General features: G+C 55.4%; 42 protein-coding genes. 14 read left to right on the top strand and 28 right to left on the bottom strand.

Annotated elements, in window-relative coordinates; genetic code table 11:
- Positions 1–69: 69 nt before the first annotated feature.
- On the top strand, positions 70–1,146 hold the full coding sequence (psbA, locus tag FZZ92_RS12195) for a photosystem II q(b) protein (RefSeq protein WP_166016669.1): 1,077 nt from the start codon (positions 70–72) through the stop codon (positions 1,144–1,146).
- 114 nt (positions 1,147–1,260) lie between these two features.
- Here psbA and FZZ92_RS12190 read toward each other — a convergent pair whose 3' ends face one another.
- Positions 1,261–1,473 carry a galactose oxidase gene (locus tag FZZ92_RS12190; protein ID WP_226423313.1) on the bottom strand — a complete coding sequence of 71 codons (213 nt, stop codon included), beginning with the start codon at positions 1,471–1,473 and terminating at the stop codon, positions 1,261–1,263.
- A gap of 133 nt (positions 1,474–1,606) precedes the next feature.
- Between FZZ92_RS12190 and FZZ92_RS12185 the strand changes: the two genes are divergently transcribed.
- On the top strand, positions 1,607–1,804 hold the full coding sequence (locus tag FZZ92_RS12185) for a hypothetical protein (protein WP_226423312.1): 198 nt from the start codon (positions 1,607–1,609) through the stop codon (positions 1,802–1,804).
- A 409-nt stretch (positions 1,805–2,213) separates the two neighbouring features.
- Here the strand turns inward: FZZ92_RS12185 and FZZ92_RS12180 are convergent, their stop codons facing one another.
- The 8 genes from FZZ92_RS12180 to FZZ92_RS12150 all read right to left on the bottom strand — a co-directional run bounded on the left by FZZ92_RS12180 (position 2,214) and on the right by FZZ92_RS12150 (position 5,792).
- Positions 2,214–2,660, bottom strand: a complete 447-nt coding sequence (locus FZZ92_RS12180) for a hemagglutinin (protein ID WP_370631287.1) — start codon at positions 2,658–2,660, stop codon at positions 2,214–2,216.
- A gap of 109 nt (positions 2,661–2,769) precedes the next feature.
- The gene (locus tag FZZ92_RS12175) at positions 2,770–3,171 is read right to left on the bottom strand and encodes an OsmC family protein (protein ID WP_226423334.1); all 402 of its coding nucleotides are present in this window, start codon (positions 3,169–3,171) and stop codon (positions 2,770–2,772) included.
- Between the two features lie 17 nt (positions 3,172–3,188).
- Positions 3,189–3,371 (bottom strand): hypothetical protein, encoded by a 183-nt coding sequence (locus FZZ92_RS12170; RefSeq protein WP_115094193.1) that lies wholly within the window; start codon positions 3,369–3,371, stop codon positions 3,189–3,191.
- 57 nt (positions 3,372–3,428) lie between these two features.
- Positions 3,429–3,971 carry an ATP-binding protein gene (locus FZZ92_RS12165; protein ID WP_226423310.1) on the bottom strand — a complete coding sequence of 181 codons (543 nt, stop codon included), beginning with the start codon at positions 3,969–3,971 and terminating at the stop codon, positions 3,429–3,431.
- Entirely contained in the window at positions 3,964–4,398 is a 435-nt protein-coding gene (locus tag FZZ92_RS12160; RefSeq protein WP_370630788.1) for a nuclear transport factor 2 family protein, read from the bottom strand. Before FZZ92_RS12160 ends, FZZ92_RS12165 begins: the two co-directional genes overlap by 8 nt.
- Positions 4,399–4,412: 14 nt before the next feature.
- Positions 4,413–5,312, bottom strand: coding sequence for a DUF481 domain-containing protein (locus FZZ92_RS12155; RefSeq protein ID WP_226423309.1), 900 nt, complete (start codon positions 5,310–5,312; stop codon positions 4,413–4,415).
- 4 nt (positions 5,313–5,316) lie between these two features.
- Positions 5,317–5,442, bottom strand: a complete 126-nt coding sequence (locus FZZ92_RS13165; protein ID WP_255453056.1) for a hypothetical protein — start codon at positions 5,440–5,442, stop codon at positions 5,317–5,319.
- A gap of 80 nt (positions 5,443–5,522) precedes the next feature.
- Positions 5,523–5,792, bottom strand: a complete 270-nt coding sequence (locus FZZ92_RS12150) for a hypothetical protein (RefSeq protein ID WP_115024260.1) — start codon at positions 5,790–5,792, stop codon at positions 5,523–5,525.
- A gap of 96 nt (positions 5,793–5,888) precedes the next feature.
- On the opposite strand from FZZ92_RS12150, the gene FZZ92_RS12145 reads away from it, so the two are divergent.
- A complete protein-coding gene (locus tag FZZ92_RS12145; RefSeq protein WP_115023489.1) occupies positions 5,889–6,113 on the top strand; it encodes a hypothetical protein in 225 nt (74 codons plus the stop codon).
- Here the strand turns inward: FZZ92_RS12145 and FZZ92_RS12140 are convergent.
- Positions 6,096–6,866: a sulfite exporter TauE/SafE family protein gene (locus tag FZZ92_RS12140; protein WP_226406693.1), complete on the bottom strand. Its 771-nt coding sequence runs from the start codon at positions 6,864–6,866 to the stop codon at positions 6,096–6,098. The two genes, FZZ92_RS12145 and FZZ92_RS12140, sit on opposite strands and share 18 nt — an antisense overlap.
- Before the next feature lie 34 nt (positions 6,867–6,900).
- Positions 6,901–7,398 (bottom strand): hypothetical protein, encoded by a 498-nt coding sequence (locus tag FZZ92_RS12135; RefSeq protein ID WP_115023487.1) that lies wholly within the window; start codon positions 7,396–7,398, stop codon positions 6,901–6,903.
- Positions 7,399–7,475: 77 nt separating this feature from the next.
- On the opposite strand from FZZ92_RS12135, the gene FZZ92_RS12130 reads away from it, so the two are divergent.
- Entirely contained in the window at positions 7,476–7,646 is a 171-nt protein-coding gene (locus FZZ92_RS12130; protein ID WP_170951140.1) for a hypothetical protein, read from the top strand.
- Between the two features lie 148 nt (positions 7,647–7,794).
- Here FZZ92_RS12130 and FZZ92_RS12125 read toward each other — a convergent pair whose 3' ends face one another.
- Positions 7,795–7,953, bottom strand: coding sequence for a hypothetical protein (locus FZZ92_RS12125; RefSeq protein ID WP_226406695.1), 159 nt, complete (start codon positions 7,951–7,953; stop codon positions 7,795–7,797).
- Between the two features lie 188 nt (positions 7,954–8,141).
- Here FZZ92_RS12125 and FZZ92_RS12120 point away from each other — a divergent pair, with 188 nt between their 5' ends.
- The 4 genes from FZZ92_RS12120 (at position 8,142) to FZZ92_RS12105 (ending at position 9,734) form a co-directional block, all read left to right on the top strand.
- Positions 8,142–8,360 carry a CP12 domain-containing protein gene (locus FZZ92_RS12120; RefSeq protein WP_115024259.1) on the top strand — a complete coding sequence of 73 codons (219 nt, stop codon included), beginning with the start codon at positions 8,142–8,144 and terminating at the stop codon, positions 8,358–8,360.
- A 110-nt stretch (positions 8,361–8,470) separates the two neighbouring features.
- Positions 8,471–8,968, top strand: a complete 498-nt coding sequence (locus FZZ92_RS12115) for a DoxX family protein (RefSeq protein WP_226423308.1) — start codon at positions 8,471–8,473, stop codon at positions 8,966–8,968.
- Positions 8,969–9,075: 107 nt separating this feature from the next.
- Positions 9,076–9,231, top strand: coding sequence for a hypothetical protein (locus tag FZZ92_RS12110; protein ID WP_170951142.1), 156 nt, complete (start codon positions 9,076–9,078; stop codon positions 9,229–9,231).
- Between the two features lie 194 nt (positions 9,232–9,425).
- Complete coding sequence (locus FZZ92_RS12105; RefSeq protein ID WP_226423307.1) at positions 9,426–9,734, top strand: hypothetical protein; 309 nt, start codon at positions 9,426–9,428, stop codon at positions 9,732–9,734.
- Here FZZ92_RS12105 and FZZ92_RS12100 read toward each other — a convergent pair.
- The 3 genes from FZZ92_RS12100 to rpsU all read right to left on the bottom strand — a co-directional run bounded on the left by FZZ92_RS12100 (position 9,712) and on the right by rpsU (position 11,015).
- Positions 9,712–10,131: a hypothetical protein gene (locus FZZ92_RS12100; RefSeq protein WP_226423306.1), complete on the bottom strand. Its 420-nt coding sequence runs from the start codon at positions 10,129–10,131 to the stop codon at positions 9,712–9,714. The two genes, FZZ92_RS12105 and FZZ92_RS12100, sit on opposite strands and share 23 nt — an antisense overlap.
- Positions 10,132–10,383: 252 nt before the next feature.
- Positions 10,384–10,623, bottom strand: a complete 240-nt coding sequence (locus tag FZZ92_RS12095; protein ID WP_226423305.1) for a hypothetical protein — start codon at positions 10,621–10,623, stop codon at positions 10,384–10,386.
- Between the two features lie 215 nt (positions 10,624–10,838).
- Positions 10,839–11,015, bottom strand: a complete 177-nt coding sequence (gene rpsU / locus FZZ92_RS12090; RefSeq protein ID WP_009790002.1) for a 30S ribosomal protein S21 — start codon at positions 11,013–11,015, stop codon at positions 10,839–10,841.
- A gap of 261 nt (positions 11,016–11,276) precedes the next feature.
- Between rpsU and FZZ92_RS12085 the strand changes: the two genes are divergently transcribed.
- On the top strand, positions 11,277–11,432 hold the full coding sequence (locus FZZ92_RS12085; RefSeq protein WP_166016653.1) for a hypothetical protein: 156 nt from the start codon (positions 11,277–11,279) through the stop codon (positions 11,430–11,432).
- A 12-nt stretch (positions 11,433–11,444) separates the two neighbouring features.
- Here FZZ92_RS12085 and FZZ92_RS12080 read toward each other — a convergent pair whose 3' ends face one another.
- The 5 genes from FZZ92_RS12080 to FZZ92_RS12060 form a co-directional block, all read right to left on the bottom strand.
- Entirely contained in the window at positions 11,445–11,762 is a 318-nt protein-coding gene (locus tag FZZ92_RS12080; protein WP_115023476.1) for a hypothetical protein, read from the bottom strand.
- A gap of 312 nt (positions 11,763–12,074) precedes the next feature.
- Positions 12,075–12,572, bottom strand: coding sequence for an early protein (E6) (locus tag FZZ92_RS12075; RefSeq protein ID WP_226406702.1), 498 nt, complete (start codon positions 12,570–12,572; stop codon positions 12,075–12,077).
- A gap of 3 nt (positions 12,573–12,575) precedes the next feature.
- Positions 12,576–13,952, bottom strand: coding sequence for a DUF2130 domain-containing protein (locus tag FZZ92_RS12070; protein ID WP_226423333.1), 1,377 nt, complete (start codon positions 13,950–13,952; stop codon positions 12,576–12,578).
- Positions 13,953–14,188: 236 nt separating this feature from the next.
- On the bottom strand, positions 14,189–14,590 hold the full coding sequence (locus FZZ92_RS12065) for a DUF1499 domain-containing protein (RefSeq protein ID WP_226423304.1): 402 nt from the start codon (positions 14,588–14,590) through the stop codon (positions 14,189–14,191).
- Entirely contained in the window at positions 14,587–14,751 is a 165-nt protein-coding gene (locus tag FZZ92_RS12060) for a hypothetical protein (protein ID WP_226423303.1), read from the bottom strand. Before FZZ92_RS12060 ends, FZZ92_RS12065 begins: the two co-directional genes overlap by 4 nt.
- A gap of 36 nt (positions 14,752–14,787) precedes the next feature.
- Between FZZ92_RS12060 and FZZ92_RS12055 the strand changes: the two genes are divergently transcribed.
- Positions 14,788–14,964: a hypothetical protein gene (locus FZZ92_RS12055; RefSeq protein WP_226423302.1), complete on the top strand. Its 177-nt coding sequence runs from the start codon at positions 14,788–14,790 to the stop codon at positions 14,962–14,964.
- Between the two features lie 198 nt (positions 14,965–15,162).
- Here the strand turns inward: FZZ92_RS12055 and FZZ92_RS12050 are convergent, their stop codons facing one another.
- Positions 15,163–15,336 carry a hypothetical protein gene (locus FZZ92_RS12050; RefSeq protein WP_226398484.1) on the bottom strand — a complete coding sequence of 58 codons (174 nt, stop codon included), beginning with the start codon at positions 15,334–15,336 and terminating at the stop codon, positions 15,163–15,165.
- 183 nt (positions 15,337–15,519) lie between these two features.
- Here FZZ92_RS12050 and FZZ92_RS12045 point away from each other — a divergent pair, with 183 nt between their 5' ends.
- Positions 15,520–15,696 carry a hypothetical protein gene (locus FZZ92_RS12045; protein ID WP_170952120.1) on the top strand — a complete coding sequence of 59 codons (177 nt, stop codon included), beginning with the start codon at positions 15,520–15,522 and terminating at the stop codon, positions 15,694–15,696.
- Positions 15,697–16,041: 345 nt separating this feature from the next.
- Here FZZ92_RS12045 and FZZ92_RS13160 read toward each other — a convergent pair whose 3' ends face one another.
- The 3 genes from FZZ92_RS13160 to FZZ92_RS12035 form a co-directional block, all read right to left on the bottom strand.
- Complete coding sequence (locus tag FZZ92_RS13160) at positions 16,042–16,164, bottom strand: hypothetical protein (protein WP_255453054.1); 123 nt, start codon at positions 16,162–16,164, stop codon at positions 16,042–16,044.
- A gap of 85 nt (positions 16,165–16,249) precedes the next feature.
- The gene (locus FZZ92_RS12040) at positions 16,250–17,710 is read right to left on the bottom strand and encodes a glycosyl hydrolase family 57 (RefSeq protein ID WP_226398485.1); all 1,461 of its coding nucleotides are present in this window, start codon (positions 17,708–17,710) and stop codon (positions 16,250–16,252) included.
- A 12-nt stretch (positions 17,711–17,722) separates the two neighbouring features.
- Complete coding sequence (locus tag FZZ92_RS12035) at positions 17,723–18,169, bottom strand: hypothetical protein (RefSeq protein ID WP_226423301.1); 447 nt, start codon at positions 18,167–18,169, stop codon at positions 17,723–17,725.
- A 53-nt stretch (positions 18,170–18,222) separates the two neighbouring features.
- Here FZZ92_RS12035 and FZZ92_RS12030 point away from each other — a divergent pair, with 53 nt between their 5' ends.
- From FZZ92_RS12030 to FZZ92_RS12020, 3 genes are read left to right on the top strand one after another with little or no spacing between them, the layout of a single operon-like run.
- Entirely contained in the window at positions 18,223–18,561 is a 339-nt protein-coding gene (locus FZZ92_RS12030) for a phenylpyruvate tautomerase MIF-related protein (RefSeq protein WP_226398487.1), read from the top strand.
- 37 nt (positions 18,562–18,598) lie between these two features.
- Positions 18,599–18,775 (top strand): hypothetical protein, encoded by a 177-nt coding sequence (locus tag FZZ92_RS12025; RefSeq protein WP_226423300.1) that lies wholly within the window; start codon positions 18,599–18,601, stop codon positions 18,773–18,775.
- The gene (locus FZZ92_RS12020; RefSeq protein ID WP_226423299.1) at positions 18,772–19,641 is read left to right on the top strand and encodes a sugar phosphate isomerase/epimerase; all 870 of its coding nucleotides are present in this window, start codon (positions 18,772–18,774) and stop codon (positions 19,639–19,641) included. The genes FZZ92_RS12025 and FZZ92_RS12020 overlap by 4 nt, the downstream gene beginning before the upstream one ends.
- On the opposite strand, the gene FZZ92_RS12015 is transcribed toward FZZ92_RS12020, so the two are convergent.
- Genes FZZ92_RS12015 through FZZ92_RS12000 form a run of 4 tightly spaced genes read right to left on the bottom strand, consistent with a single transcriptional unit; the run spans position 19,563 to position 23,229 of the window.
- Entirely contained in the window at positions 19,563–20,633 is a 1,071-nt protein-coding gene (locus FZZ92_RS12015) for an SRPBCC family protein (RefSeq protein ID WP_226398489.1), read from the bottom strand. The genes FZZ92_RS12020 and FZZ92_RS12015 overlap by 79 nt on opposite strands.
- Before the next feature lie 8 nt (positions 20,634–20,641).
- Positions 20,642–21,397: an ABC transporter ATP-binding protein gene (locus FZZ92_RS12010; RefSeq protein ID WP_226423298.1), complete on the bottom strand. Its 756-nt coding sequence runs from the start codon at positions 21,395–21,397 to the stop codon at positions 20,642–20,644.
- Between the two features lie 3 nt (positions 21,398–21,400).
- A complete protein-coding gene (locus tag FZZ92_RS12005) occupies positions 21,401–22,228 on the bottom strand; it encodes an ABC transporter permease (protein WP_166016640.1) in 828 nt (275 codons plus the stop codon).
- Complete coding sequence (locus tag FZZ92_RS12000; protein WP_166016639.1) at positions 22,228–23,229, bottom strand: ABC transporter substrate-binding protein; 1,002 nt, start codon at positions 23,227–23,229, stop codon at positions 22,228–22,230. The genes FZZ92_RS12005 and FZZ92_RS12000 overlap by 1 nt, the downstream gene beginning before the upstream one ends.
- Positions 23,230–23,247 lie beyond the last annotated feature (18 nt).

The raw sequence follows: 23,247 nt of genomic DNA, 5'->3' as shown, positions 1-23,247 counted from the left end.
CCGTCCATAGGCTTGGTCCACCTATCCCCTTTTTTTCCGGGGAGAGGTTCATTCGTCTTCTTTTCTTCTATGTCCACCGCAATTCGCAGCGGACGCCAGAGCAATTGGGAAGCCTTTTGTCAGTGGGTTACCGACACCAACAACCGCATTTACGTGGGTTGGTTCGGCGTACTGATGATTCCCTGCCTCTTGGCGGCCACCATCTGCTTCACCATTGCGTTTATCGCAGCACCCCCTGTCGATATCGATGGCATCCGTGAGCCTGTCGCTGGCTCCCTGATCTACGGCAACAACATCATCTCCGGTGCTGTTGTTCCTTCTTCAAACGCCATCGGCCTGCACTTCTACCCCATCTGGGAAGCTGCTTCCCTCGATGAGTGGCTGTACAACGGCGGCCCATATCAGTTGGTTTGCTTCCACTTCCTCATCGGCATTTCCGCCTACATGGGACGTCAGTGGGAACTCTCCTACCGCCTAGGCATGCGCCCCTGGATCTGCGTCGCTTACAGCGCTCCGCTGTCTGCCGCGATGGCCGTTTTCCTGGTCTACCCCTTCGGTCAGGGCTCCTTCTCTGACGGCATGCCCCTTGGTATCTCTGGCACCTTCAACTTCATGCTGGTGTTCCAGGCCGAGCACAACATCCTGATGCACCCCTTCCACATGTTGGGCGTCGCAGGTGTCTTCGGCGGCAGCTTGTTCTCCGCCATGCACGGCTCCCTGGTGACCTCCTCCCTGGTGCGTGAAACCACCGAGAGCGAGTCCCAGAACTACGGCTACAAGTTTGGCCAAGAGGAAGAGACCTACAACATCGTGGCTGCCCACGGTTACTTCGGTCGCCTGATCTTCCAATACGCCTCCTTCAACAACAGCCGTAGCCTTCACTTCTTCCTGGGTGCTTGGCCTGTTGTCGGCATCTGGTTCACGTCCATGGGCGTGTCAACCATGGCCTTCAACCTGAACGGTTTCAACTTCAACCAGTCCATCCTGGATAGTCAGGGCCGTGTCCTGAACACCTGGGCCGACATGATCAACCGTGCCGGCCTCGGCATGGAAGTGATGCACGAGCGCAACGCTCACAACTTCCCCCTCGACCTGGCTGCTGTTGAGTCCACTCCTGTGGCTCTGCAGGCTCCTGCCATCGGTTGATCTGGAATCAACCTGTTCCTTCTGGAACAGACCAAACGATTCAGATCAACTGAATCGGAAAGCCCCCTCTCACGAGGGGGCTTTTGTTTGTCACTGTGGGGGATTTGAAGCGAATTAGGCACCCTCTGGGCACCAGCCGATCTCCTTCTCCAGTCGCTGCATCCACTGGTGGCAGCGGTGATCAAGGTGTGCTCCCTGGGGGAGCAATTGTTGATGGCGTGCGCAGACCGGCTGAGTGACTCCTGCCTCGGCAAGGGTGTGCTGAAAGTGCTGGCAGGTAAGGCACACCATGAGGGATCGACTGGGCCGTAGTTGCTCAGCGCCCATCGGTGGCCAAGTCCCAGCAAGGGGTACGTTCAAGGACTCCATAGACATAAGTGTAGTAATTGTGTACTACTCCCTAGGTTTCTCGCTGTCAACGATTTGGCCATGGTGAGCCGGCGTTAGGGAGAATGTGGATATGAGTGAGTTCCGCGCCACGCTCCAGTTCGATCTGGATCTCGAGGCTGTTCGCCTGCTCCATCGCTCGGTGAGCTTTCATCTCGAGAAATGGCCTGGGGGGCCGGATCCAAGGGAGCAGGAGGCACTGCAGACGATGAAGACCTTGCTCACGGCTGCATTGCTGGAGTTCAGCCTCGATCAGGACGGCCAGCGCTAAAACCCGCCTCCTTCACTCGTCTTCATGGAAGCTGTGACAGAGATCCAGCGGCGACCTACAACTCCTTCAGTCGGTTGAGAGCGCCATGGAGCAACAGCAGGCTGGAACCTGGGATTCAGTTGAGGCATGCCTTGAGTGCATCACCACCTGCTCGGTGGATGATGGCGAGTGCGTGACCACTTGCGTTCGGACACATCTCGGTGACGAGGAAGAACTCTGGACCAGCAGTCTTTGTCTCTGAGCTGTCACTCTGAGTTGTCACCGTGGGTTGGTTGATCGCAATTGCAATCGTCTTATTGCTGTCTTTGCTGGGATGGCGCTGGAATCAGCTGGAGTGTGCAGCGGATAACGCCATCAGCGACCGATTGGTGAAGCGCATTCGTCGTCATTCACGACGACGGAAACACCATCACTGAGATCCGTGATCTCTGCAGATGTGCCCATCTTTCCAGCTCCAGATCCATGGAACCGTTGCTTTTGCTTTCCGGAGATCCTCTTGTGCTTGAAGTCGTATGGGGATGAATTCCGTTCTGTAATCAAATTCGCGATCACGCATGGACTGGTTCAGAACCAGACTGCCGTCGATGCTGGAAACTGAGCGGTGGTAGGTTCCGATCGGGATTTGGAGAGCACCCATCGCGCGGATCAAATGAATGATGTGATGGGGGTGGTCCCAGGCTGGATTGAGCAGCGTGAAGGTCCGAGCCCCTTCCAACACCAGGTTGTTGTCCACCTGATGACGGTGGACGTAGTACTGCTCTGAGCTGTCTTGATCGGGGGGGGACGTGGCGGCGCCATGGTGGGCGACCACGTCGGTGCCATTGCTCCCAGGGACCCCAGCATCAAAGAAGGTCACCGATGGAGTCTCTCGGAAGATATGAATCGGTATGAAGTGAAGTCTCACCGTTCCTCCTCTTGCTCTTCTTATCTCCGCTTTAAACCCGTCTTTGGATCGATGCGGATGATCAGCACCAGATCAAATCAATCGTCATGGATGGCTCAAGATTGCGTTTCACAGGGCAGTCATTCACAACACGTTTGAACAACTGAACCTGCTCCTCTGACAGCCCTATCGGCAGGGTGATGCTGACCCGAAGTGTCTCGATCCTGCGGGGCCCCGATTGGCTCATGATTTTTTCCACCGATGCTTCTGCATCAGTAACCGTCCAATTTCGGCGTTTGGCCGTGATTCCCATCACGGTCAAGATGCAGGTGCCAAGAGCGGTGGCCAACAAATCTGTTGGTGAAAAGCTTTCACCACGTCCGTCGTGATCAGGCGGTGCATCGGTGTGCAATGCCACGCCTGAGGGCCCATGTTCTGCTGAGCAGTGCAGTTCGCCGGTGTAGCGGCAGGAAATGCGCGTCATCAGGGCACTGCCTTTGCTCAGGCCACCGGCATGCGGCAACCCAGCTGAATCGTGCCTTCGTCGATGAGTCGGCCGAGTCGCTGCGCGACGGCTTCCTCGGTTCGCGTGAATTGATCTTGTCGGTCGGTCACCCACGCCATTTCACCGTTGGTGATCACGCCGGTGGACATGGCTTCCAGAAACAGTTCTCCGAGAGTCATGGCACTGATGCTGTTCAAATCACGTTGATGGGACTCAAAGGGGCGTGCATGACCTGCTTACCTTTCTTCATGGCCAAGAATGGTTTGAAGTGCTCGATTGATCTGTTCTTTGTGGTCTGAGCTGGCGGGATTGAGGCGAATCAAACTTGAGAATCCCTCTCTCTTATCGGGTCGATCACCACGGCTGGTCAGCGTTCGGTGCATCGCATGAATCACCTGTTCTGGCACCATTCGTTCACGGGACCGGTTCCAGACAAGGCAGCGGTCCAGCGGTGTCTGTAGCCACCAGCCGATCCACTTCAGGCGCCTCACCCCTAGATCTCTGTGCATCAACCGTTGGCGCCAGCTGAGTTGCGCATGGGTGGCATCCAAAAGCACGTTCTCGCCAGCAGCCAGGGCGCTGTCGATGGCTTCATGGAGGAGGGGTTCGAGTTCAGGCCAGGGACCTTGAACGTTTGCGTCCCCCCAAAGCTGTTTCCTCAGCGCGTCGTTGGAGATCACCCTTGCACCGAGCAATGGAGCGAGGATCGCGGCGAGGGTGGACTTTCCACTGCCGGGGGGACCGATCAACAGATGCCCCTGCTGTGCTGCTTCAGGCAACGAACCGTTTGTACAGCCATCGCACCAGCCCACCAATCACAGGAACAGGAGCGAATGTGGGACCGACGAAATCGAAATAATCACGATGATCCCCGATCTTTCCATCTGGATTGAAGCTGAGTCGGGTTGCGCCGGGATAGATGAATTCAATCCCTTTGATTTTTAGGCCCATGCGCCATTCAACGAACGCTGTTTCTGCGTTCACCGCCACCGTTTCTGTTTCCAGGAAAACGTCATCACAGCGCTGCATCAGACCTTCCTGGGCAAGGATGTAAGCGTCAATTCCCTGCCGTTCCTGGGTTGGATCGGTGAAGTGAACGTCGTCGGCGTAAACAGCCTTCCATTGTGCAGCTGTGGGGCCGGGTGTTCCGTAGGGCTTGGTGAACAGGGCACGGATCTGTTCTGCGTCCAGCGGCGGTTGAAGCATGGGTGGTGTTGTCATCAGAAGTCGGCGCCCACCTGAGCTGTGATGGTGTTGTTCACCTGTGGAGTGCTCATGCTTTGGTAAATCGATTGAACCCGCAATGTTGTGAACAACTTGCTGTTCACGGCGGGGTAGTAACGGACCTCAGCGGTAAGGGTGTTGCCTGGTTGAATCTCGTTCGCCCAGACCGTTGTGAATTGGTTTTGAAGTCCAAACTTCAGCGTTGGCAAGGGTTTCCAGCTGAGATCTGCGGTGAGCGTTGCGCCGCCGTAGGTGTTGCCGCAAAACGTGTCGCTGGGACAGGTGATGCCTCCTCCGCTCCACTGCACCGAAGGACCGATGGACACGGTGAAATCAGTTGTTTCTGACTTCATCAGTGGGAAAGCCACACCGATGTTTCCCAGAACGGTGTTCACCCCGGAATCATTGGTGCCGTTGTACTGGTAACTGCTCAAAGCAAACAAATCGAGGTTGGATCCGATTGGTTTGTCGTATCGGAGTTCCGCAGATCCCTTCTCTGTATCGATGGAGAGTGCCTCCCCCGAATCCTTCGACTTGCTTGCATTGAAACTGCCACTCAACGACAGCTTCTGCTGTTCATCTTTGTAGCGGGTTTTTCCGGTGAAGCTGATCGACATGGAGCTGTCGCCGTCCTTCTCATTGCCGATCAGACCCGCGGACACAGAGCTTGTCCAGAGGGGCTTGGTTTCGGCCGGTCGGAGTTGTTCTGCGGTGAGTTCCAACCGCCCCAACTGGGGGTGGTTGAGCACCGTCGTTCCATCCTCTGAGTTCCGCTCAATCAGTTCCCCGTGAAGACTGTCGCCGTTGCGCAGGGTCAACGTGACGGTTTCGGCCCAGCTCAGGCTGGGGAGCATGCCGAGGGACAGCAGTCCAGCGGTGGCGAGAAAACGGTGCATGGCGTCAGTTGAAAAAACCTTTGGACTGCAGCCAGAGGCCGACGGCGAGCAGTGGCCCGAAGCCGGCGATCAAAACTGTGATCTTCAGCCGCAGTGGTGACACCTGCGGGTCGTTCTGGCGAAGAGCCATGGCTTGGAACAAAGGTCGATGAACTTAGACGGTGCGCTACGTCAGTGCCTGTTCCCATGACGACCGACGTGATCTCCGCTTCAGAGCTCGTACTCCTCTTCAAATTGTTGGATCAGCCCCTTGTAAAGCGCGAGCAGGCCTTCTGTTTCTTCGCAGAATCCGTCGGTGGTGTACTTAGCGATGAGATTCACCACGGCGCTTCGGATCTGCGTGAAGGCGCCGAGGTACTCAGCCTGGATGTCTTCATTCCGGATGTCGTTGATCAGCGCGCCCACTAGCTCAATTTTTCGCTTGGCAGCGGCCATTTCCGCTTCCATGTCCTTGTTGAGCTTGCGGCGTTTCTTCGGCATCCCCTCAATCGGATCAATCACCGACATTACGGGAGCCGCCGGCCCTCCTTGTTCAACCAGCTTCCCTTAGCGTTGAGAGGATTAACCCCTGGGCTTGTGGATCGGACCTTTCGTGGCGTTGCTTATGTGTCCGTCTGGGTGGTGATTTGGGGAACTGTGGCGTCCCTGATGGACTGGATGCTGCTGACGGGTGAGGTCTATGAAACAGCCAGTGCTGGTCAGGCGGTGACGTTCATTGCCTACGGGGCTGCAACGGTGGTACTGGCAACGCGATTCTCTGGGCGTTTCCTTGAGGGCTCCGATTCAGAGACAGCGGATTAGAAGAGATCCCCCCATCAGCAGCGCCAAGATTTCGAAGGATCGTTTGACCAGACGACTACCTTTCACAAGTGAGTAGTGGGCGCCCAGAAAGCCTCCGATGAGTGACCCGAGAACCAGTGCTGGCAGCCAGTCCCAGCGGATCTCTCCGCTCAAACCCAGCACCAGCGCTCCCATCCCATTCCATCCCAACCCCACCAAAACCAGCGTGTGGGCTACGGCTCTCGCGTAGCTCAGTCCGAACCAGCGCACCAGCCAAAGGGTGACAAACAAACCTGTCCCGGAGGTCAGCGAACCGTTGAGGATTCCAATAATGAACAGTCCGCAGGCTCCGACTCCGACGGTGCTGGCAGTCAGGGGGCGGGGCTCGTCCATCGTTCCCAGATCTGGTTTCCGCGCCGAGTAAACCCCCAGCCCCAGCGTCAGCAGACCGAGGCTTGCGGTGGCCGCTTGATCTGGCAGGGCAAGAACCATGCTGGCGCCCAAGCAGACCCCCGGTAAACCGGCACCGAGCACCACTGCAGAGCGTTTGAGGTCAAGGCTGCTGGCTCGCCAGTGACGCCCCGTCGCTCCGAGTCCCAGAGCAACGCTGGCAACCTTATGAGTGGCCAGTGCCATGGCAAATGGAAGGCCAAGAAGGATGAGCGCTGGGAGTTGAACCAGTCCAGCGCCACCGCCCGCTAGTGCTGATAGGCCATTGGCTCCAATGGCAATACCCAAGAGGGCGATTTGGGTTAGCAGTTCGGAAACACTCATGCCTGCTTGGCTTGGCGCATCGCGATAGGCCTGTTCAATCTCGTGTCAGGAAGGCAATGGGCACCGAAAACGTGATGATGCGATGGGGCTCCCCAGGGAGAACGGCGACGCAGGCCACCTCTCGGTCAGCGTGGGCCTCACGAGACTGCACGACGAAGGCCGTGGCGTCTTCGATGCTCCACATTGGGGCATCACCGCTACGGCGTTCATCCCTGTAAGCCTGCCAAACCTCTGCGAAAGCCTCTCCCTCCTCTCCGTTCTTCATTTCGGTGAGAGCTTGTTCCAAGCCCACGTCTTCAAAACGCTCGAACAGCTGCACCATCAAAGGGTGAGCAATGGTGGATGAGGCCTTCAACGTCGAGTTGATCGTGCCGATTGCACTCACGATCAGTTTCGGTTTGGTGCGTCTTGCATCGATCACTCCGACAGGCAGGCTCAGATCCCAGCTTGGATGTCCGCTGACGGCACAGGCCAGATCAAACAGTCCCACGCTGCATTGCTTGATCAGGTTCTGAATGGTCTGCCGATCCATAGTTCTGTCGTTCGCGGCCCGATTCGCCGTTTGCACTCCAGTGTTGCCAGGATGGCCTTCGAATGGTGACGTTGAGGATGTCCCTGGTTCAGATTTACCTTGATGCTGTCACCCACCAGGTGATCACCACCGAAGAGCTTGCTTACGTTTCGGGCAATCAGGATGGCTTTGATCGCACTGAGTTGAAGCTCACAGCGCGACTCGAACATTTGATTGGTGTTGGCAATATCAGTATTGGAACGCGCTAGCTAGCCAAACAAAATCCGCTGCAGTCGATTAAGCAATTGCCGAATTGTTCTTTTTTCACGACTGAAAATCATTCGGTCATGTGACAACATCGCGCAGCTCACCCGATTTCAGCATCTGATAGGCGGGAAACGATGCGGAGTCAAGCCTTCAAGGGAGTGCCACAACACCCGACCATGTCTGGAGAACATCGGGTGCCCCCTGCGTAAGGGCCGATACGGCGCTAGCCGAACCAATCCCGATGCCGAGAACAACCCCTATGGCAAAGACAAGAACTCCTGTCAGAACACTGCGATCGGAAAACGGCATGCACTGGATGATCAGCCTCCCTGACTTTCCTTCGGGGAGCGTCAGATGGCTACCGCGATGTCACAGGACGTGATGGGTTCTTGGGAGGATCTGTTGTGTGCTTTCGACCACAAAGGTAGATCTACCGACTGATCGAAATGGGTCGTCTTCGCTAACAACCCAATGTCAGCCAGATGACGGACCAAGTCATGAAAACGATTGACGAGCACATTCAGAAGGATCAAGAGGAGTTCCTCAAGGCCCTGTCTGATCACAACGACGGCAAAGTGCGTCATCTCACGGAAGAGCTGCAGTGGTTGTTGGATCACAAAAAGGAATTCCCCGATGATCCCCATGACCCCTCTCCCCTGGAACTGTTCTGTGAGCAGAATCCCGATGAGCCTGAGTGCCTGGTCTATGACGACTGAGTCGCCCAGGCGAGCTGAGTAGAAGTACTCATCAGTGGCTCGTCCCTTGGCGCGGGCCCGCACTGCAACACACAACTTATTTAAGTTGTGTGTAGACGATTAGCTCTGCAGTGATTCGCGCCATTCTTTCCCGTCCCATTGCAGGCGACCTTGGTCTGCTTGTCCTCCGGGTGTTCACGGGGGCTCTGCTGATTCACCACGGCTACGAGAAGCTCGCCAATATCGAAAATTTTGCCGATGCATTCGTTCGTCCGTTGCATCTGCCCTTTCCGATCTTGCTCTCCTACGTCGCTGCGTTCTCGGAGGTGATCGGAAGCTGGTTGCTGATCACAGGATTGTTGACGCGGATGGGGGCATTGGCGGTTGCAGGAACCATCTCCGTCGCCATCTATCACGCCATCGTCACAGCTGGCTTCAACATCTATCTCCTCGAGCTCCTCGGGCTGTACTTCGCGGCAGCTGTTGCCGTGTTGGCCTGTGGCCCTGGTGTGTTCTCCATTGATGAGCTCATTGCTCGTCGTCTCGAGCCAGACATGGAGTTTTCTGCTGAGCTGAATGAAGGCTTCTCCAAGAGCGGTGTTCTTGAAGAAGCAGTTGCCGGACGCTGAACACCTCGTTTGATCGTTTGACTTAGCCCCGCCTTGCGGGGCTTTTTGTTGGCTGGCTACGGTTTGGGGTGAAGAGGCGTCAGAATCGAAAGAGTTGGTTCAACGCGATGAAAGAGGTCAGTCTGTTGGAGATGATTGGTCGTTCATTGGCCAAGGTTGCTGCCGGCGCTGGTGTCGCTGCAGTATTGATCTGGCTGACTTACGTGCTGCTGGACTTTGGACATATGCAGTCTGGCTTCACCCTGCCTCAATCCAGTTATTGAGCAAGGATGGAGTGGAATGATTTCGCGACACCCTTTCTGATCATCTCCTCTCTGCTGATTGCACTGCAGATCAGTTGGATTGGAGTCATGCTGAGACAAAGACGTCGCAGACGCTTAGGGGAACCACTCAGTTCCACGGCTTTTCGCCGTGAACTTGAGAGGATTTTTTACCAACTGAGTGAACACCCTGAAACATGAAACAGCTGCCTGGCCAACGGGGAATAAACATGCCTCGTTGGCTGAAAACCGGCCTTGCCGCAACGATCATTCTGGTGAGCACTATTTGGCTGCTTTCGCTACTTCCTTTTTTGTTGCTTGCGGCGTTAGTTCTGTCAATTTTGCTTATCCCAATTACCCGACGTCTCCGACGAGACATGGAAGAAGCTGGATTCAGTGTTGATGGATCGTTAAAGAGAGAACATCGACGTGATGTCAACATCACTCCTTGGCATCGCCAGCTCCGCAATGTCTGGAGAGACGTCAGCTCCGGAAAAGGTCTTTAGCCATCGAACGATAACGACCAAGAGAACTTCCTCCGCGTCTGGCACGTGTTGATAAACGTTGCCCTGGAAGAAGATGCAGTGGGGCATAATTCACGAGTGTCGGTTCTGAAAGCTCTTTCTGTTCAGCTGCCAACACTTCGGCAATGGCTTCAGCAGTGGTCGGTGTGGGTGTTGGGTTTTGCGAAACCGCTTCCACCTTGATTGGCTTGATTTCAACAGACGAGGTGTCACCTTGTCCGGTCAGTTTGGTTGAGCCGAGGGGCCAGAGAAAGACAAGACTCAGCAGAAGAGCGACTGCGGCAGTCAGCGTGCCAGTGAGTCCAAACGCCAGGCCCTGAAAATTCCAAAGCAGCCCTGAACCAGCCATGCCAAGGGTTCCGATGGTGGCGAGGATCAAGCCGAGGACTGAAGCCTGAGGTGCTCTGACTTTGAGCGGCTGGATGTCTTCGCTGGCTGCAACGGGTAGGTCTCGCGGTTCAGGTCTCAGCAATACAAAGCTGATCCCCAAAAACACCAACGATGTCACGGTGCTGCCGAGTCCCAAAGTGCGACCCTGAAAATTCCAAAGCAGACCTCCACCGGCCAGGCCTGAAACACCGAGTGTTGCCAGAGCAAGACCACTGAAGATGGGAAGACGGTTACGCATGACTCAGTTGCTCCGGTTCTGCATGGCGGCGTAGGCAATGGCTCCGCCGCTGATCACTGTCAAAACTCCAGTGCTCAACAGGAAGCCCATCAATATGGCGAATCCCAGAAAAGAGCCCAGAAGAGACATTTTGATTCGAAGCAGTTTTGACTTCATCAGCAACACCAACAGCAAGATGATGGTGGCCTTCAGGCCGGCAATTTTTGCTGCACTGATGGGACAAAATGGGTTGAACATCACCATCGGGTGGTTTTTGTTGGTCTAAAGCGTTGATTAAGTCTGGCGAAAACAGAGACGTACCGTGACATTCCGCCCATACGAGACGTGCGGTTCAAGCAGTACACAAGCCCTGGACGTTTCTGGTGAAACCGATTCCCTCGGCGGTGTCTGTTAAGGGCAATTGATGGCTCATAAAAAACGGGCCCTGGGGCCCGTTTTGTCGAATCGACGTTGCCGGATCAGCGGCGGCGGTTGCGGGAGCGTTGCTTCAGCTTGCGCTTGTACTTCTCAACGGGGGTTTCGTGGTGACGGATCCGACGCAGATCAGAAAAGATGCCGGCTTTGGCGACGGAGCGTTTGAAGCGACGCAACGCGGATTCAATACCTTCGTTCTCGCCGACTGTGACCTGACTCATCCGTTCCCCGAAAGAGAGCAATAAACATCGACTTTAACAGCCACCCCCCCCCCTGACTGGCGTGACAAGCCTTGGCGAGATCAGCTCGAAACTCGCTCAGCAATTCAGCAGTGGCTCAACGGTCTGATGCCCCGCTTGGGCTTTAAGACCTATGAACTGCTTTGCTGCCTGCATTCTTTTGCGTGACGCTTGTTGAAGAGATGGTGGCGCTTCCACGCTTCTGCTTTGGGATAGGTCCATCACCTTCAGCAGGTCTTCGTCTTGAGCATCACGCACTGCCCCCTGTGCATTGGCCTGGCTGTTCTATCGGCAGTTCGATTCCTTGCCCATTGCGTCATGGCGGTTCAACTCGAACGCAGCACAGCAGGAGAGTCCACCCATCCCGCCATGCTTCTGGGGACCGTGTTTGAGATTTGAAGGAAGGCTCCTTCAGGGATCTTTGGGATCGATCAGCTGGAGATAGGCCATGTCAGACCTTTGTAGAGCTTCGTCGTCATGGGGTGCCTCACCGCTGAAGAGGAGTTGAAGGATGCGACCACGATCCATGTCACGGTCGACCACCTCTTGCCACAAGCGTGAGGTGAGTTCAGGATCACGCCATTCGAGCTGGGCATCGATCAGGGCTCTGGTCATGGCGAAGTAGCTCTGCCGATCATTGCGGAGCCGGTCTTCGGAAATGCTCTGTTGAACCGGCGGCTTCAGCAGGCTGCGGATTCTTTCCGAGGCGGCTCTAAGCATCTTTGGCATCTTCGTCTTGCGACTCAGCTCAGTCTGATTCGGCCCTCACGGCTGACAACAGAGTGAAATGCCTATGACGGCAGAGAATTGAGTATTTGAACTCACCCCAGCGGAACGGTAACGCTGATGACTTTTTGTAAAGTAAATCCAGTTACGTTAGATCGAACTCTCTTAAGCCCGTGGAAATACTTGTGCTTGCAGCCGTATTTGTCCCTTTTTCTGCACTCGTTATGAATGCATTTTCCGGTGACTCTGAAGACGATTTCGACTTTCTTTAAATGGAATCCAAACTACTAGCATTATTGGCATTCGGTGCCGCGATCATGACCCTGTGGGCCTGGTTGATGGCGAACTTGCCGCAGATGGCGTCTGACCAGAACAAGCCAAGCACCCGCCGTTGATGCGATAAGGCGCCAAGTGTCCACGAAGGCACGTGGTTCCGCGAAAAAAGAGTTTTTTCCCTTGCTCTCGAGCATGAGCATCAGTGAGGGGCAGCTTCAGCCAGCGCTCGGGAACTTGTCCTGCCAATTTCGATCTGGCCTCAACAGCTGCTTGGCGGCGTTCTTTTTCCTCACGATCGTTTTTGCGATAAACCCCTTCAATCTGGAGTTCTCTCGCACAACGCTCGCAAGCGTTCACGGTGGGTTTGCGACGCGCTGTGTTGAGCGACAATTTGTCGCTGGGTACCTCTCGCTCCGCTCCACAGCTGCAGCGGCACCACCAGTAAACGTTCCCTGCTTTGGTTCGACGTTCGGAAGCGCGCACGACAGTGAGCTTGCCGTAAACCTCGCCAATGCGGTCGCGTGGGCTGGAAGGCATCGTTTAGGCGGATTGTTGGTCAGCTGAATTGTCTAAATCGGCAAACTTGGCTGCCATCGTTGGATTTCTGCGGGTCAACTTTTTAACGGTGACATCCTGCGCTTTGTCATTGGCGAGGCGAAGATTTCGATCAGCTCCCATCAGCGAATCCTTGGTTTTTTGGAGATGATCAATGGATTTATCGATTTCATCAATCGCGGTTTGGAAGCGTCTCGAGGCAAGGTCGTAGTTTCGTGAGAATGCCGTTTTGAAGGTTTCGAGATCGTTCTCGAAGTTAGTTACATCAATATTCTGAGATTTTACAAGAGCAAGCTCTGCTTTGTACTCAAGCGATTTCAGGGCAGCATTGCGCAGCAATGTGATAAATGGAATAAAAAACTGTGGCCGAATGATATAGGTTTTTGTATAGCGATGAGAAACATCAACGATTCCTGAATTATACAACTCATTTTCGGGCTCGAGGAGCGATACAAGAACTGCATACTCGCAGTTCTTTTCATTTCTATCTTTATCGAGCTCTTTTAGAAAGTCCTCGTTTTTCTTCTTGGTGGCTGTTGTGTCGGCTTCGTTTTTCATCTCAAACATAATTGATATGATTTCATTGTTGAGTTCGTCTTGGTCGCGGAAGATATAATCGCCTTTGCTACCACTGCGGGCATCGTTGTCTTTTTCGAAGTAGGCCTTCGGGAAAGCAGCAGCACGAATGCGGTTGAATTCGGTTTCGCAGTGCTGTTCAAGGGTTTCTCCCACCATTTTGGTGGAGAGTCGCGCTTTCATGTCGCGCAGTCGTTCTATGGCTTGATCTCGGTCACAGAGCTGGGTTTCATAGCGTTCCTTGAGCGATTGTGATTCCAGTTGATGCTTCAGCTCTGTTTCGTTTAAAGCGCTTTGGAGAGCATCTCGTTGCTTTTCAACCGTGCTCACCGCTTCATTCACTGCTAGCTGCTGTTGCATCGAACCGGCATTCAGCTGTGCCTGCAAATCACGAAGCTCACTATCTTTCTGAAGCGTCACAGCCTGCATCTCTTTGGCGAATCTGGTCTCTGCGAGGCGTTGCTGTGTCGCCTGTTGTTCACGCATTTGCTGTAGTTCGGCGGCGATGCGATCTCGCTGCTTCTCGGCTTTATTGACAGCATCTTTAATCGCTAATTCTTGATGCATCGCATTTTGCTTTAGTCGGGCTTCAAGCGTCTGCATTTCTGTGTCTTTTTTGGCAATGGCCAATTCGATGGCATTGCGCTTGTCCTGTTCCGCCAGTGCAAGTCGTTTATTTAGTTGTTGTTCAAAGTCTCTATCTCTGACCTGTTTCAGGATGTCGGCATAGCCGGCTTCATCCACCTTGAAGGCTGTGTTGCAGTTGGGGCAGATGATGTCGTGCATGTCTGACGTTTTGTGTTGTTCGATCGCGCCACGTCGTGGCATTTTATCGGGGTCTGGCTAATACGAGTTCAGATCATTGGTTCATGCCGTGTCTGATTGGTTTGACCCTCGCGCGCTTTTGGAAACTGTGCTAGTCGCAGGCATTGTGGTGATAGCTGCTGTCGGATTCGTGGCGGGGATTAAGGAGTTGATCTTGGATGTGCGCAATATGCGTCGAGCCAAGGTGTGAGGATCCTTCAGCGCTCTAGGGCCGACCGCAGCTCCGAAATCCTTGCGGTATTCACACCAAGGTCAGAGTCACCAATCCGAGACTCGGAGCGTGCCTGAATCTGGCTCTTGTCCTCGTCTGCGAATACTTCTAGGTCGTCAATGAAGCCGAAGAATGCGCTGCTTGCCTCCGCATGGAAGTAAGCCTCCCTCTCGTTGACGACAACCATTCGGGGCCTCTGCCGAACCAGCGTGTTCAGCTTGTTGAAATCTGCGGTTGGATCGGAGCTCGCCCAGACTTCCCTTGCGCAGTGAGCGGTCGTCTTGCAAGCACGGAGCTCACCGTTGCTGACTCCCAAATCGGCAGGAACGGGGCCGATGAGATGGAACAACATCAGGATTGGAGCCAGTAGGCCGGCAAGAAAGGTCACTGGTCTCTGCGGGAACGACCGCTCCAGTTGAGCATCCAAAGCCAGACCCCGAACAGGGTTCCTACCGGCATTGCAATCACCACAAGCTGGCTGATCACGAGTTGACGAGCTTCAGGATCCACGTTTGTGCTGGTTGGAGGTCCGACAGAGCTGATGGGCACCAGCTTCGCCATCATGGTGATGATGCGATGGAGACGATGTCGAATCCAAGCTGGATTGTGCTGGCCTGGTTGGTTGTGGCGTTTGCTTCTGCCGTCAAGTTTTGGTCGATAACGCGTCCCTACCGCAAGAAAGCTGCCCCTTTCAATCAACAAACTGTTGATGAAGCCCGTCAGCGCTTGGAACGACGCTGGCGCAAAGACAGCAGGGTGTAGCGGCTAACGCTCAGCAATCACCCATGCTGTTGCTGCTCTCTGTCGCACATAAAGATCGGCAAGTTCTCTGGCAAGGGTTTTCAACGTTTCCAGGTCATTGGTGTCATCGATGGATCGCTTGATCGATTCAGCTTCGAATTGCTGAGTCAGACTTAGGTTCACAGCTCACCCAAGAAGTGCGACAACTTTAATCAAACGTTATTTGCGTTGTGAGCTGGCTGCCGCCCGTGAGCGTGCGATCTCCTTCTGCCATGCCAAGAGCAGGTCTTTGCTCATCTCCTGAAGCTCTTTGACATCTGTGATCGTGCTGATGTCTCGAGTCCGCTGTTCCAAGTCGAACTGTTGGCCAAGTGTCAGAGCAATGGGCTCCATGGTGACGTCGGCAAGTTGGGCTCAAAGTATCGCTCTGCTCCTGCGTCGTCGTAACAACAGGTACGTTTCAGGTCGGATGTGTTCTGCTGCATACATGGTTTTGATGACAGAGCATTGCCTGTTGTCGCTTTTTGGTCTGTCTCGTCTGGTTATTTCTCAGGATGGGATTGATTGATGGTTTTCATGCACTTTTCCTGGTCGCAACATCTTGAGCTCGCTCGATCCGTTGAGGCTGCTGGCGATCAGGAGCGAGGTGCTGCTCTCGCACTGATGGGGGTGGGGCTGGCGCTTCTGCTGCGTGATCTTGAACAAGACTTACTCAACGTGCCGAGTTCTTTGGCTCCTGGGCATCAACTCTGAAACACCTCGGTGGGTAAACGTTGACATCCAAAACAATGTCATCATCAATTCACTACGTTTTAGGGAAGCTCGTAGTGAAGCAATGGAAGGATCCGGACAAAATCTCGAACGACGTTATCGGCTTGAAATCTGGGGAGAGACAGATGGCTGGATGCAATCAAGATGCAGCGATTTAGTCGAACTTGATCGAGAGAGGGATGCAGCCTCGATTTACCTTGAGTTTCGCTTGAAAGGTGTCGCCTGAGTATCAGTTCGGTGACTCGGCGACAGGAAGAGACATCGCGACCAAAAGTGCGATCCCGATTTCAGTAATAGCCATCAAAAGCTCAGTCGCGATCCCCATGATTAGTTGCGGTTCTCGTCGATAGGGGGGAGGTCGCTGGGTTGCATCAAGGCGAACACGACAGCTGCGGTGAGCACAACACCAATGCCAACCATGGCGATGATCGCCGTCGTGTAGTCGCCCATGGCTTGACCTGCTACTGCACCCACGTTACACGCATGTAACGCTCTGTAAAGCGTTTCTCAGTTTTTGGTTCACGGCTTTGGCCGCTTAGCTGCACAGCTTGGAACAATCCTCCTGACTGAGGCGTTCGTTTCCGCGGCGATGGATCTCGTGGGCGTAATCGGTCCAAGCGCCTTGCCCCCAGTACCGAAAACAGCTGGTTTCCAGCAGCAGTACATGGAGTAGCGACTCTTGATAGGCCTGCGTGCAGGTGATCGAGGAGTCTCTGTCGACTGTTTGATCAAACAGCGCATGAAACTGAGCACTCAGTTGATTCATGGGGCCCAGCACATTGGCGTAACCCTCCACCCAGCTGAGGTTGTTGGTCCAAGACGCACCCTCCATGTTGAAGCCGGCATCGGCGGCACTCAGCCTGTTGATCGCGCTCTGAATACCGTCTGCAGTGGCGTTGTCCCCGGCCTCTCTCCAGAGGCGGTGTTGCTGAACAGCCTGAATGGTCGGGAAGTGGCTGGGATTCACCCCGCTCCGCTCAAGGGCTTCGATGTATTCACTGCCGTTGATGGCAACGGTGCCATTGGGGTTGTCACGGATTTGGCGATTGGCCTGACGGAACGCCTCAGGGAATTCATTCATCATCACGCCCCCGTTTTCTCCATCGGCAATCTGGCTGACGAGCGATGGCACATCGACCTCGCCGAGCTGTTGGCGGTCGCAGCCCAGCGCCTCGTAATAAGGCTGCATTTGCCCCACCAGCTTGGTGTCTGAGCCCTGGGTCTTGATGAGCGCCGTGATGCAGGTTTCCTCGCCTTTGCTGTTCCTGGCAACAAGCCGATTGGGAACAAAGCACTGGTCGCGCTGCAGTGGGCTGCCGTCGATGCGCTCGACGCTGTGCTCCTGGACCAAGAGCCACTGATATCCGGCATCTTTCAGGGCTTTGACAAATTCGAACAAGGTGTCGGGATGGTTCGGTAGTGCCATCTCCGGTGGGGAAAATCCCTTGACGCGTTCCAATGCTGCTCTGCCGAAACAGGCCTCGAACTGCTGTTGCCAGGCGCTGATCTGCAGTTTCAGGTCTGGGATCGGTGTTGATGGGGCAACGGCATGACTCCAAAACGTTCCAAGCCATTCCACGTGCTCCTGCATCAGGGGATCACAGGCCAAGTAATGAAGTGCGTCGCCGATATCGCGACGCCCCATCTGTTCGATTCCCCACAGCAGATTGCCGGAATAGTCGAGCATGATTCTTGGGGCGCAGCCCTCGTTGATCAGTTCTGGCAGGAGCTCGGCAAGACGGCGGTAGCAATGCGCGAAGGGTTCAGCGTTGTGGTTATCACCTTCGTTGGGGTGATCCAGCATGTACTGAAGATGGGAAATCAATGTGTTGCCCGCTCCCGCTGGCACCGTCGGTTGGTGCATGTGCAGAGCACAGGCAAATCCCGAACGAAGTTGCTCAAACTTGATCGGGCTGGTTGACCAGGCCTGACGTGGCTTCAGCATCAAGGCCGCAACGTCCTGTTCGCGGCCGCTGATCGGTGGGCAGATTGTCATTGAATTTGCTCGTTATTGCCAGCCGGCACGCGGTGTTTGGCGCAGCATGCCTTCCCAATGATCTCTCCATGTGTTCTGATCGCCAATGCCTGCCAGCAGTTCCACTTCGGCCGGCGCCCGATCCAGTCGCTGTCTCCAGCAGGAGATGTCTTCCGCTTGATCAAGCCAAATGCTTATGACATCTTGCCGAATCGAATCAACATCCCAGTTTTGTTGATCGGCAATGTGTTGTGACCAATGCATCAACTCGTCGAGGCTGAGTGGCCTAAAGCCCATCAATTTCAGACCTGTGATCTGCTCGAGTTCAAAACGTCGCAGAACATCTCCCAGACCAAAGATATGAAGAAGGATCATGGCACTGATCACTTTGTTAGTGAACTTACGAGCTTTCTTTTGAGGCACGCTGTTCAGATTGATGATCTTTCCTTTTGGAAATGTTTGAGGTTGATCGCTAGTCATGCTTGGCACTGGCTGTTGGAGAGTGCCAAGCTTTGTCTAGCTTTCTTGCCGCAATGCCCCTCATCAACGTGCGCACATCGCTGCCGGCGCTGAAGGATGGATCGGCTTTGCTGCAGGAGCTTTCCTACGAGTTGGCCAACCAGACGGGCAAGCCGGAGGCCTACGTGATGACGCTCCTGGAGACAGGCGTGCCGATGACCTTCGCCGGCAGCCACGAGCCCTGTGCCTACGTGGAGGTGAAATCGATCGGTGCCCTTCGTCCACCAGCGATGACAGCTGCGTTCTGTGAACTGATCCAGGCACGCACAGGAATCCCTTCCAACCGGGTGTACATCGGTTTTGAAGATGTGCAGGCGAGCTGTTGGGGGTGGAATGGCAACACCTTTGGGTGATGCCCCTTCATACTGAGGCCGAAATCGTGCTCTGGTGGTGACCAGCTCTGTTCCCGGCGCTCCGGGCAACCCACGTCAGACCTCGTTGATCGCATCCTTGCGTGAGCGCTTCCGGTTGGCAGAACAGAACCGTGATGCCAAGGCCAAGCGGGCTCTCTTCCGCGAAGCGGTTTATCTCGGTATCCAGCCGCAGGTGTTTACAGAGATCCATTGAGCAGCTCAAGGTTGCTGCTGTTCAAAACACTGTGGGGCTGGACGGCGTCCCTGGAACAGGCATGTTCATCGGCGGAAAGCGATCGGTTTGATGGCTTAGAAGTCAATCTCGACCACCCCTGTCTCGAGGCCCTTAATCCAGAAGCGATCCGACGCTGCGTCTCGGATGCAAAACAGCATCTGATTCTTGAAATTGTTACCGGGGGGGATTACACCCCCGATCTCAATGGCTCTCCATCACAGCATCTTGATCAAATTCAGCGCGGCTTGGAGCGGGCCATGGGGCTGGCCCCTCTCAAGATCACTCTGATCACCGGCAGCGACAGCTGGGATGAGGTCGAGCAGCATCGCTTTCTTGACAGCGTTCTGGATCAGATCGATTCCTGTTCCATTCCGGTGACGCTCGAGACGCATCGCAGTCGTTCTCTGTTCGACCCCTGGCGCATGCCGGCCTGGCTGGCCCGCCATCCACGCCTTCGGCTCACAGCGGATCTGAGTCACTGGTGTGCGGTATCGGAACGGATGATGTCGCCTGAGCTGCCCCCCATTCAAGCGATGGCCGCTCGGGTTGATCACATCCATGCCCGCATCGGCCATGCTCAGGGGCCCTCAGTCAGCCACCCTTTCGCACCGGAATGGGCCGAGGCCCTCGAGAGTCATCGCCGCTGTTGGCAGTTGTTCCTTGATAGGAGCGCAAGGCCCGAACAGCCGATCACGATGACGCCAGAGTTCGGCCCCGATGGCTATATGCCGCTTCATCCATTCACAGCTGAACCTCTTGCGGATGTTCAGCTCCTCAATGCAGAGATGGCCTCCTGGCTGCGATCCACAATGCTGATTCCTGCTGATCCCAACCGTTCTCGGTAGAGACCCTGCCAGTGCAGGATCCTTCGTTCCAGCCGATGCGGTGGCCCTGGCTTGAAATCGTCTTGATATCCCTGCTGTGCTGATTCAACCAAAGCCTTGTCTTCTTCCAGAAAGGTGAGCATTTCCCTCAGCCAAGCGTCGGCTGAGGCTGAATCCATGGCGTCGCTGGTTGCGAACAAGCGCAATTGCATCGTGCAGCGATCGGCTCGATCGGGCATAAATTCCAGAAACGCCAACCGTCCGTCTGGCCAGACCAGAAGATGGCTCCATGGCGGCAGCCCGAAGGTAAGGAAGCGTCCACCGTCTGGGTGAGGAGTTTCCAGAAGGTTGTTGTGGCGGCTGAAGCGATGGCGATAATCCCGCACTGGCCCTTGTTCGCGGTGCAGCGTTGTCGGATGGGCAATGGCGACGTGGTAGTCGTCAAGTGTGTTGTCGTTGGCGATCTTCCAATTGCAGGCCAGGTTGCTTCGGCTCTGCCGCAACAGATCGGATGCAGAGTTCCAGGCGCCTCCGGCTTCGGTATGAATCAGCTGCAGCTGCTCCTCGAGCGTTAGGGCCTGGTCGCTCAAAGCGATCCAGATCAGTGGGCCATCAATGCGGCAGGCAAGCTCTTGCAACCCCCATTCCTGCCGGTCAAAGTTCTGCTCAAATTCTGCTTCTCGTGCCGCCGCCAGCAGTTCCCCGCGCAGGTTGTAGGTCCAGCCGTGATAAGGGCAGATTAGGCGCCGACAGGGCTGCCCTGTTTCGGCCCCTGGCCGGAATGCAACACCGCGATGGGGACATCGGTTGCGAAAAGCACGGGGCTGTTCACCTTTAGGCCAAGTGAGCAGAAGTGGCTGATCCAGGATGGTGACTTCCAGTACCTCTCCTGGATGGAGGTAGCCGATACCTGCAACTGGATGCCAGTAATAGTTGGCGTAGGTGTGGCTGTCCCATTGGTGCATCGCGACGCCGCGGTACAGCGATGCTGGAAGGAACGGCTGATTCAACACGGTTTCACTCAGGACAGTGCCGGCTCCAGCTCTCGCATCGTGGCGGAGAGGGTCCGACGCATTGAGAGGAAGTCGCTGCTTAGGCGCAGCTGATCAAGATCGGTTTTATCGAGATCAACATCGAGGGAGCGGATGATTCGCCCTGGATTGGGGGCAAGAACATGAACGCGCTGGGCCAACACCAAAGCTTCTTCCACGTCGTGGGTAATCAGCAGAACTGTCAAACCTGTTCGTTGCCAGAGCTTGAGAAGGAAGTCCTGCATCGATTCACGGATCTGTAAATCCAGAGCACCGAAGGGTTCGTCCAGCAGCAGGATGCTGGGGTTGGTGGCGAGGGCCCGCGCGATGGCTACCCGCTGCTGCATTCCCCCCGACAGTTCGCGCGGCAATTTTGTGGCGGCGTCACTGAGCCCAACCACTTCGAGGAAATAGGCGGTTCGCTCCTTGATCTCTGCTGCTTTCATCCGCTGGAGTCGCATCCCGAAGGCAACGTTCTCAGCGGCGTTCAGCCAGGGATAGAGGCTGTATTTCTGAAACACCATGCCCCTGTCTGGCCCAGGGCCGGATACGGGTGTGCCATCGACAGCGATGTTGCCGCTACTCGGGTGATCCAGACCAGCGATCAGCCGCAGAATCGTGCTCTTCCCAGACCCAGAGCTGCCCACCAGGGCCATGAAGTCTCCGGATTGCATGGAGAACGACAAGTGATCAAGGATCAATTTCTCCCCGAAACGCTTGCTGAGGTTGTTAACGATCAGTTCCATGGCTCACACCGCCCATTTGCAGCTGAGACGCAGCAACAGCCGGAATCCCATGTCGATGGCGAAGCCGATCAAGCCAAGGACGATCAACTCGGCGAAAATCTGATCGGTACGGAAAAAGCGCTGAGCGAGCTGTATGCGTTTGCCGAGGCCCACTTCCGCGGCCACTAGCTCAGCCACCACAACGAGGTTCCAGGAGGTTGCGATGTTGATTCGCAATGTGTCGATGATGCTGGGCAGGCTGTAGCGGGCAACAACTTGCACCAGCACCTGCCGACTGCGACCACCCAGGGTGAGGGTGGTTTCAATGAGTTCCTTCGGAACGAACTTCACCGCATCCATCACCATCAGGATGTTGAAGTAAATGGTGCCGAGAAAAATCAGAGCGATTTTCGGCTCCTCGCCGATGCCCAGGTAGATGATCAGCAGAGGGATGAAGGCCGCTGCAGGCATGTAACGCAGCATGGCGATCAGCGGCTCGCAGATGGCGCAGATCGCCGGGTACACCCCCATGCAGATGCCGATCGGTACCGCCAGAAGTGTGGCCAAAAGAAATCCTCCGAACACACGGCCGGTGCTGGCGACGATGTCTTGAAAAAGGATTCCGCTCTCGGCCATGGAGGCCAGGGAGCGGAACACTGCCTGCGGTGAGGGCAGGAACTTTTCATCCACCAGGCCAAGGGAGGCGATGGCGGTCCAGAGCAGGAGGGGCACCAGCAGTGATGCCACCTGCAGACCGCCACGCACTGCCTTGGATGGCATGGCACCAAGGGTGAGGAGGGAGAGAAGACCAGTGCTTCTCCCCTTGCTGGCAGCGGCGGCCGTGGCAGTCATCAGGAGGCGGCGACCTTCTTGATGAAGCTGTCGTCAAACAGCTTGCTCATGTCTGGTTTCTCAGGGATGAAGCCCACTGAAACCATGAAGTCGGCCATCGAGTCAGCGGCGAATGGCATGAACTTCATACCCTCACCATCGCTGAAGGCCTCGAGGTTCTCCTCGATGGAGAAGAAGCGGGTGCCGTCCTTGTACTGCTCGTATTCCTCGGTGGGAATGCCGGCACGCTTGGCCATGATCGCCTCGGATTTTTCGGGGTTCTTCTCCATGAACTCGCGAACGTCCCACCAGGTCTTCACGATCTTCTGCACATCATCGGGACGGTCCTTGATCAGATCACCGCTGACGGTGAGCAGATCAGGAATTGCACCGGGGTATTCCTTAGAGCTGGCGATCACCTGAGCGCCTTCACGCTGCATCGCGGTGCCGGTGTAAGGAGGGAAGGCCCCAACGGCATCCACCTGACCGGCCGCGAAGGCAGTGGCTGCCTGATCGGTGGGCATGCCTTTGATCACCACGTCGTCGCGGCTAAGGCCAGCATCCTTGAGGGCAAGGCTGAGGAGGTAGTCGTCCACGACGCCTTCCTCAACAGCAACGGTCTTACCTTTGAGATCGGCGATGGATGTGATGGAGGCGTCGGCGATGATCTGGTCATTGCCAGCAGAATTGTCATTCACCAGAACCACCACTTCACCGCCGTTCTCACCCGGTAGGAAGGAAATGGTGTCGTTCAAGGTTTGGGAGTTGCCGTCGATCTTGCCTGCGGCGAAGGTTTCCATCGATTGCACATAGCCGTCGAACCACTTCATCTCCACATTCACGCCGTTCTTTTCGAACAGCTTTTCCTCTACGGCAATGGCCCACGGCCACCATCCGGCCCAGTTGCTGTATCCCAAAACGATCGGTGTGCCGCCCACCGTCGGGGTAGAGGGTTTGGAGCAGGCGACGGCCAGCATGATTGCAAGGCCGGCGAAGAGAAGGTTGCGTAGTTGTTTGGTCATGGCATGGGCGTGAGGAAC

Source organism: Synechococcus sp. MU1611, from assembly GCF_020514255.1.
Lineage (GTDB): Bacteria > Cyanobacteriota > Cyanobacteriia > PCC-6307 > Cyanobiaceae > Parasynechococcus.
The sequence above is the reverse complement of the archived record's forward strand: the minus strand, read 5'-3'. Positions and strand labels throughout refer to the sequence as shown.

Coding starts and splice junctions, on each gene's coding strand:
- FZZ92_RS12035 (WP_226423301.1), bottom strand. CDS start 18,169: ATGACTAGCGATCAACCTCAAACATTTCCAAAAGGAAAGATCATCAAT.
- FZZ92_RS12105 (WP_226423307.1), top strand. CDS start 9,426: ATGAAACAGCTGCCTGGCCAACGGGGAATAAACATGCCTCGTTGGCTG.
- FZZ92_RS12185 (WP_226423312.1), top strand. CDS start 1,607: ATGAGTGAGTTCCGCGCCACGCTCCAGTTCGATCTGGATCTCGAGGCT.
- FZZ92_RS12095 (WP_226423305.1), bottom strand. CDS start 10,623: ATGGTGATGTTCAACCCATTTTGTCCCATCAGTGCAGCAAAAATTGCC.
- FZZ92_RS13165 (WP_255453056.1), bottom strand. CDS start 5,442: ATGGCTCTTCGCCAGAACGACCCGCAGGTGTCACCACTGCGGCTGAAG.
- FZZ92_RS12130 (WP_170951140.1), top strand. CDS start 7,476: ATGTCCCTGGTTCAGATTTACCTTGATGCTGTCACCCACCAGGTGATC.
- FZZ92_RS12125 (WP_226406695.1), bottom strand. CDS start 7,953: ATGCCGTTTTCCGATCGCAGTGTTCTGACAGGAGTTCTTGTCTTTGCC.
- psbA (WP_166016669.1), top strand. CDS start 70: ATGTCCACCGCAATTCGCAGCGGACGCCAGAGCAATTGGGAAGCCTTT.
- FZZ92_RS12080 (WP_115023476.1), bottom strand. CDS start 11,762: ATGCCAAAGATGCTTAGAGCCGCCTCGGAAAGAATCCGCAGCCTGCTG.
- FZZ92_RS12075 (WP_226406702.1), bottom strand. CDS start 12,572: ATGCCTTCCAGCCCACGCGACCGCATTGGCGAGGTTTACGGCAAGCTC.
- FZZ92_RS12120 (WP_115024259.1), top strand. CDS start 8,142: ATGAAAACGATTGACGAGCACATTCAGAAGGATCAAGAGGAGTTCCTC.
- FZZ92_RS12030 (WP_226398487.1), top strand. CDS start 18,223: ATGCCCCTCATCAACGTGCGCACATCGCTGCCGGCGCTGAAGGATGGA.
- FZZ92_RS12155 (WP_226423309.1), bottom strand. CDS start 5,312: ATGCACCGTTTTCTCGCCACCGCTGGACTGCTGTCCCTCGGCATGCTC.
- FZZ92_RS12110 (WP_170951142.1), top strand. CDS start 9,076: ATGAAAGAGGTCAGTCTGTTGGAGATGATTGGTCGTTCATTGGCCAAG.
- FZZ92_RS12000 (WP_166016639.1), bottom strand. CDS start 23,229: ATGACCAAACAACTACGCAACCTTCTCTTCGCCGGCCTTGCAATCATG.
- FZZ92_RS12070 (WP_226423333.1), bottom strand. CDS start 13,952: ATGCACGACATCATCTGCCCCAACTGCAACACAGCCTTCAAGGTGGAT.
- FZZ92_RS13160 (WP_255453054.1), bottom strand. CDS start 16,164: ATGGGCGACTACACGACGGCGATCATCGCCATGGTTGGCATTGGTGTT.
- rpsU (WP_009790002.1), bottom strand. CDS start 11,015: ATGAGTCAGGTCACAGTCGGCGAGAACGAAGGTATTGAATCCGCGTTG.
- FZZ92_RS12055 (WP_226423302.1), top strand. CDS start 14,788: ATGTCGAATCCAAGCTGGATTGTGCTGGCCTGGTTGGTTGTGGCGTTT.
- FZZ92_RS12010 (WP_226423298.1), bottom strand. CDS start 21,397: ATGGAACTGATCGTTAACAACCTCAGCAAGCGTTTCGGGGAGAAATTG.
- FZZ92_RS12150 (WP_115024260.1), bottom strand. CDS start 5,792: ATGCCGAAGAAACGCCGCAAGCTCAACAAGGACATGGAAGCGGAAATG.
- FZZ92_RS12005 (WP_166016640.1), bottom strand. CDS start 22,228: ATGACTGCCACGGCCGCCGCTGCCAGCAAGGGGAGAAGCACTGGTCTT.
- FZZ92_RS12050 (WP_226398484.1), bottom strand. CDS start 15,336: ATGGAGCCCATTGCTCTGACACTTGGCCAACAGTTCGACTTGGAACAG.
- FZZ92_RS12175 (WP_226423334.1), bottom strand. CDS start 3,171: ATGACGCGCATTTCCTGCCGCTACACCGGCGAACTGCACTGCTCAGCA.
- FZZ92_RS12045 (WP_170952120.1), top strand. CDS start 15,520: ATGCACTTTTCCTGGTCGCAACATCTTGAGCTCGCTCGATCCGTTGAG.
- FZZ92_RS12170 (WP_115094193.1), bottom strand. CDS start 3,371: ATGACTCTCGGAGAACTGTTTCTGGAAGCCATGTCCACCGGCGTGATC.
- FZZ92_RS12190 (WP_226423313.1), bottom strand. CDS start 1,473: ATGGGCGCTGAGCAACTACGGCCCAGTCGATCCCTCATGGTGTGCCTT.
- FZZ92_RS12135 (WP_115023487.1), bottom strand. CDS start 7,398: ATGGATCGGCAGACCATTCAGAACCTGATCAAGCAATGCAGCGTGGGA.
- FZZ92_RS12160 (WP_370630788.1), bottom strand. CDS start 4,398: ATGCTTCAACCGCCGCTGGACGCAGAACAGATCCGTGCCCTGTTCACC.
- FZZ92_RS12040 (WP_226398485.1), bottom strand. CDS start 17,710: ATGACAATCTGCCCACCGATCAGCGGCCGCGAACAGGACGTTGCGGCC.
- FZZ92_RS12140 (WP_226406693.1), bottom strand. CDS start 6,866: ATGAGTGTTTCCGAACTGCTAACCCAAATCGCCCTCTTGGGTATTGCC.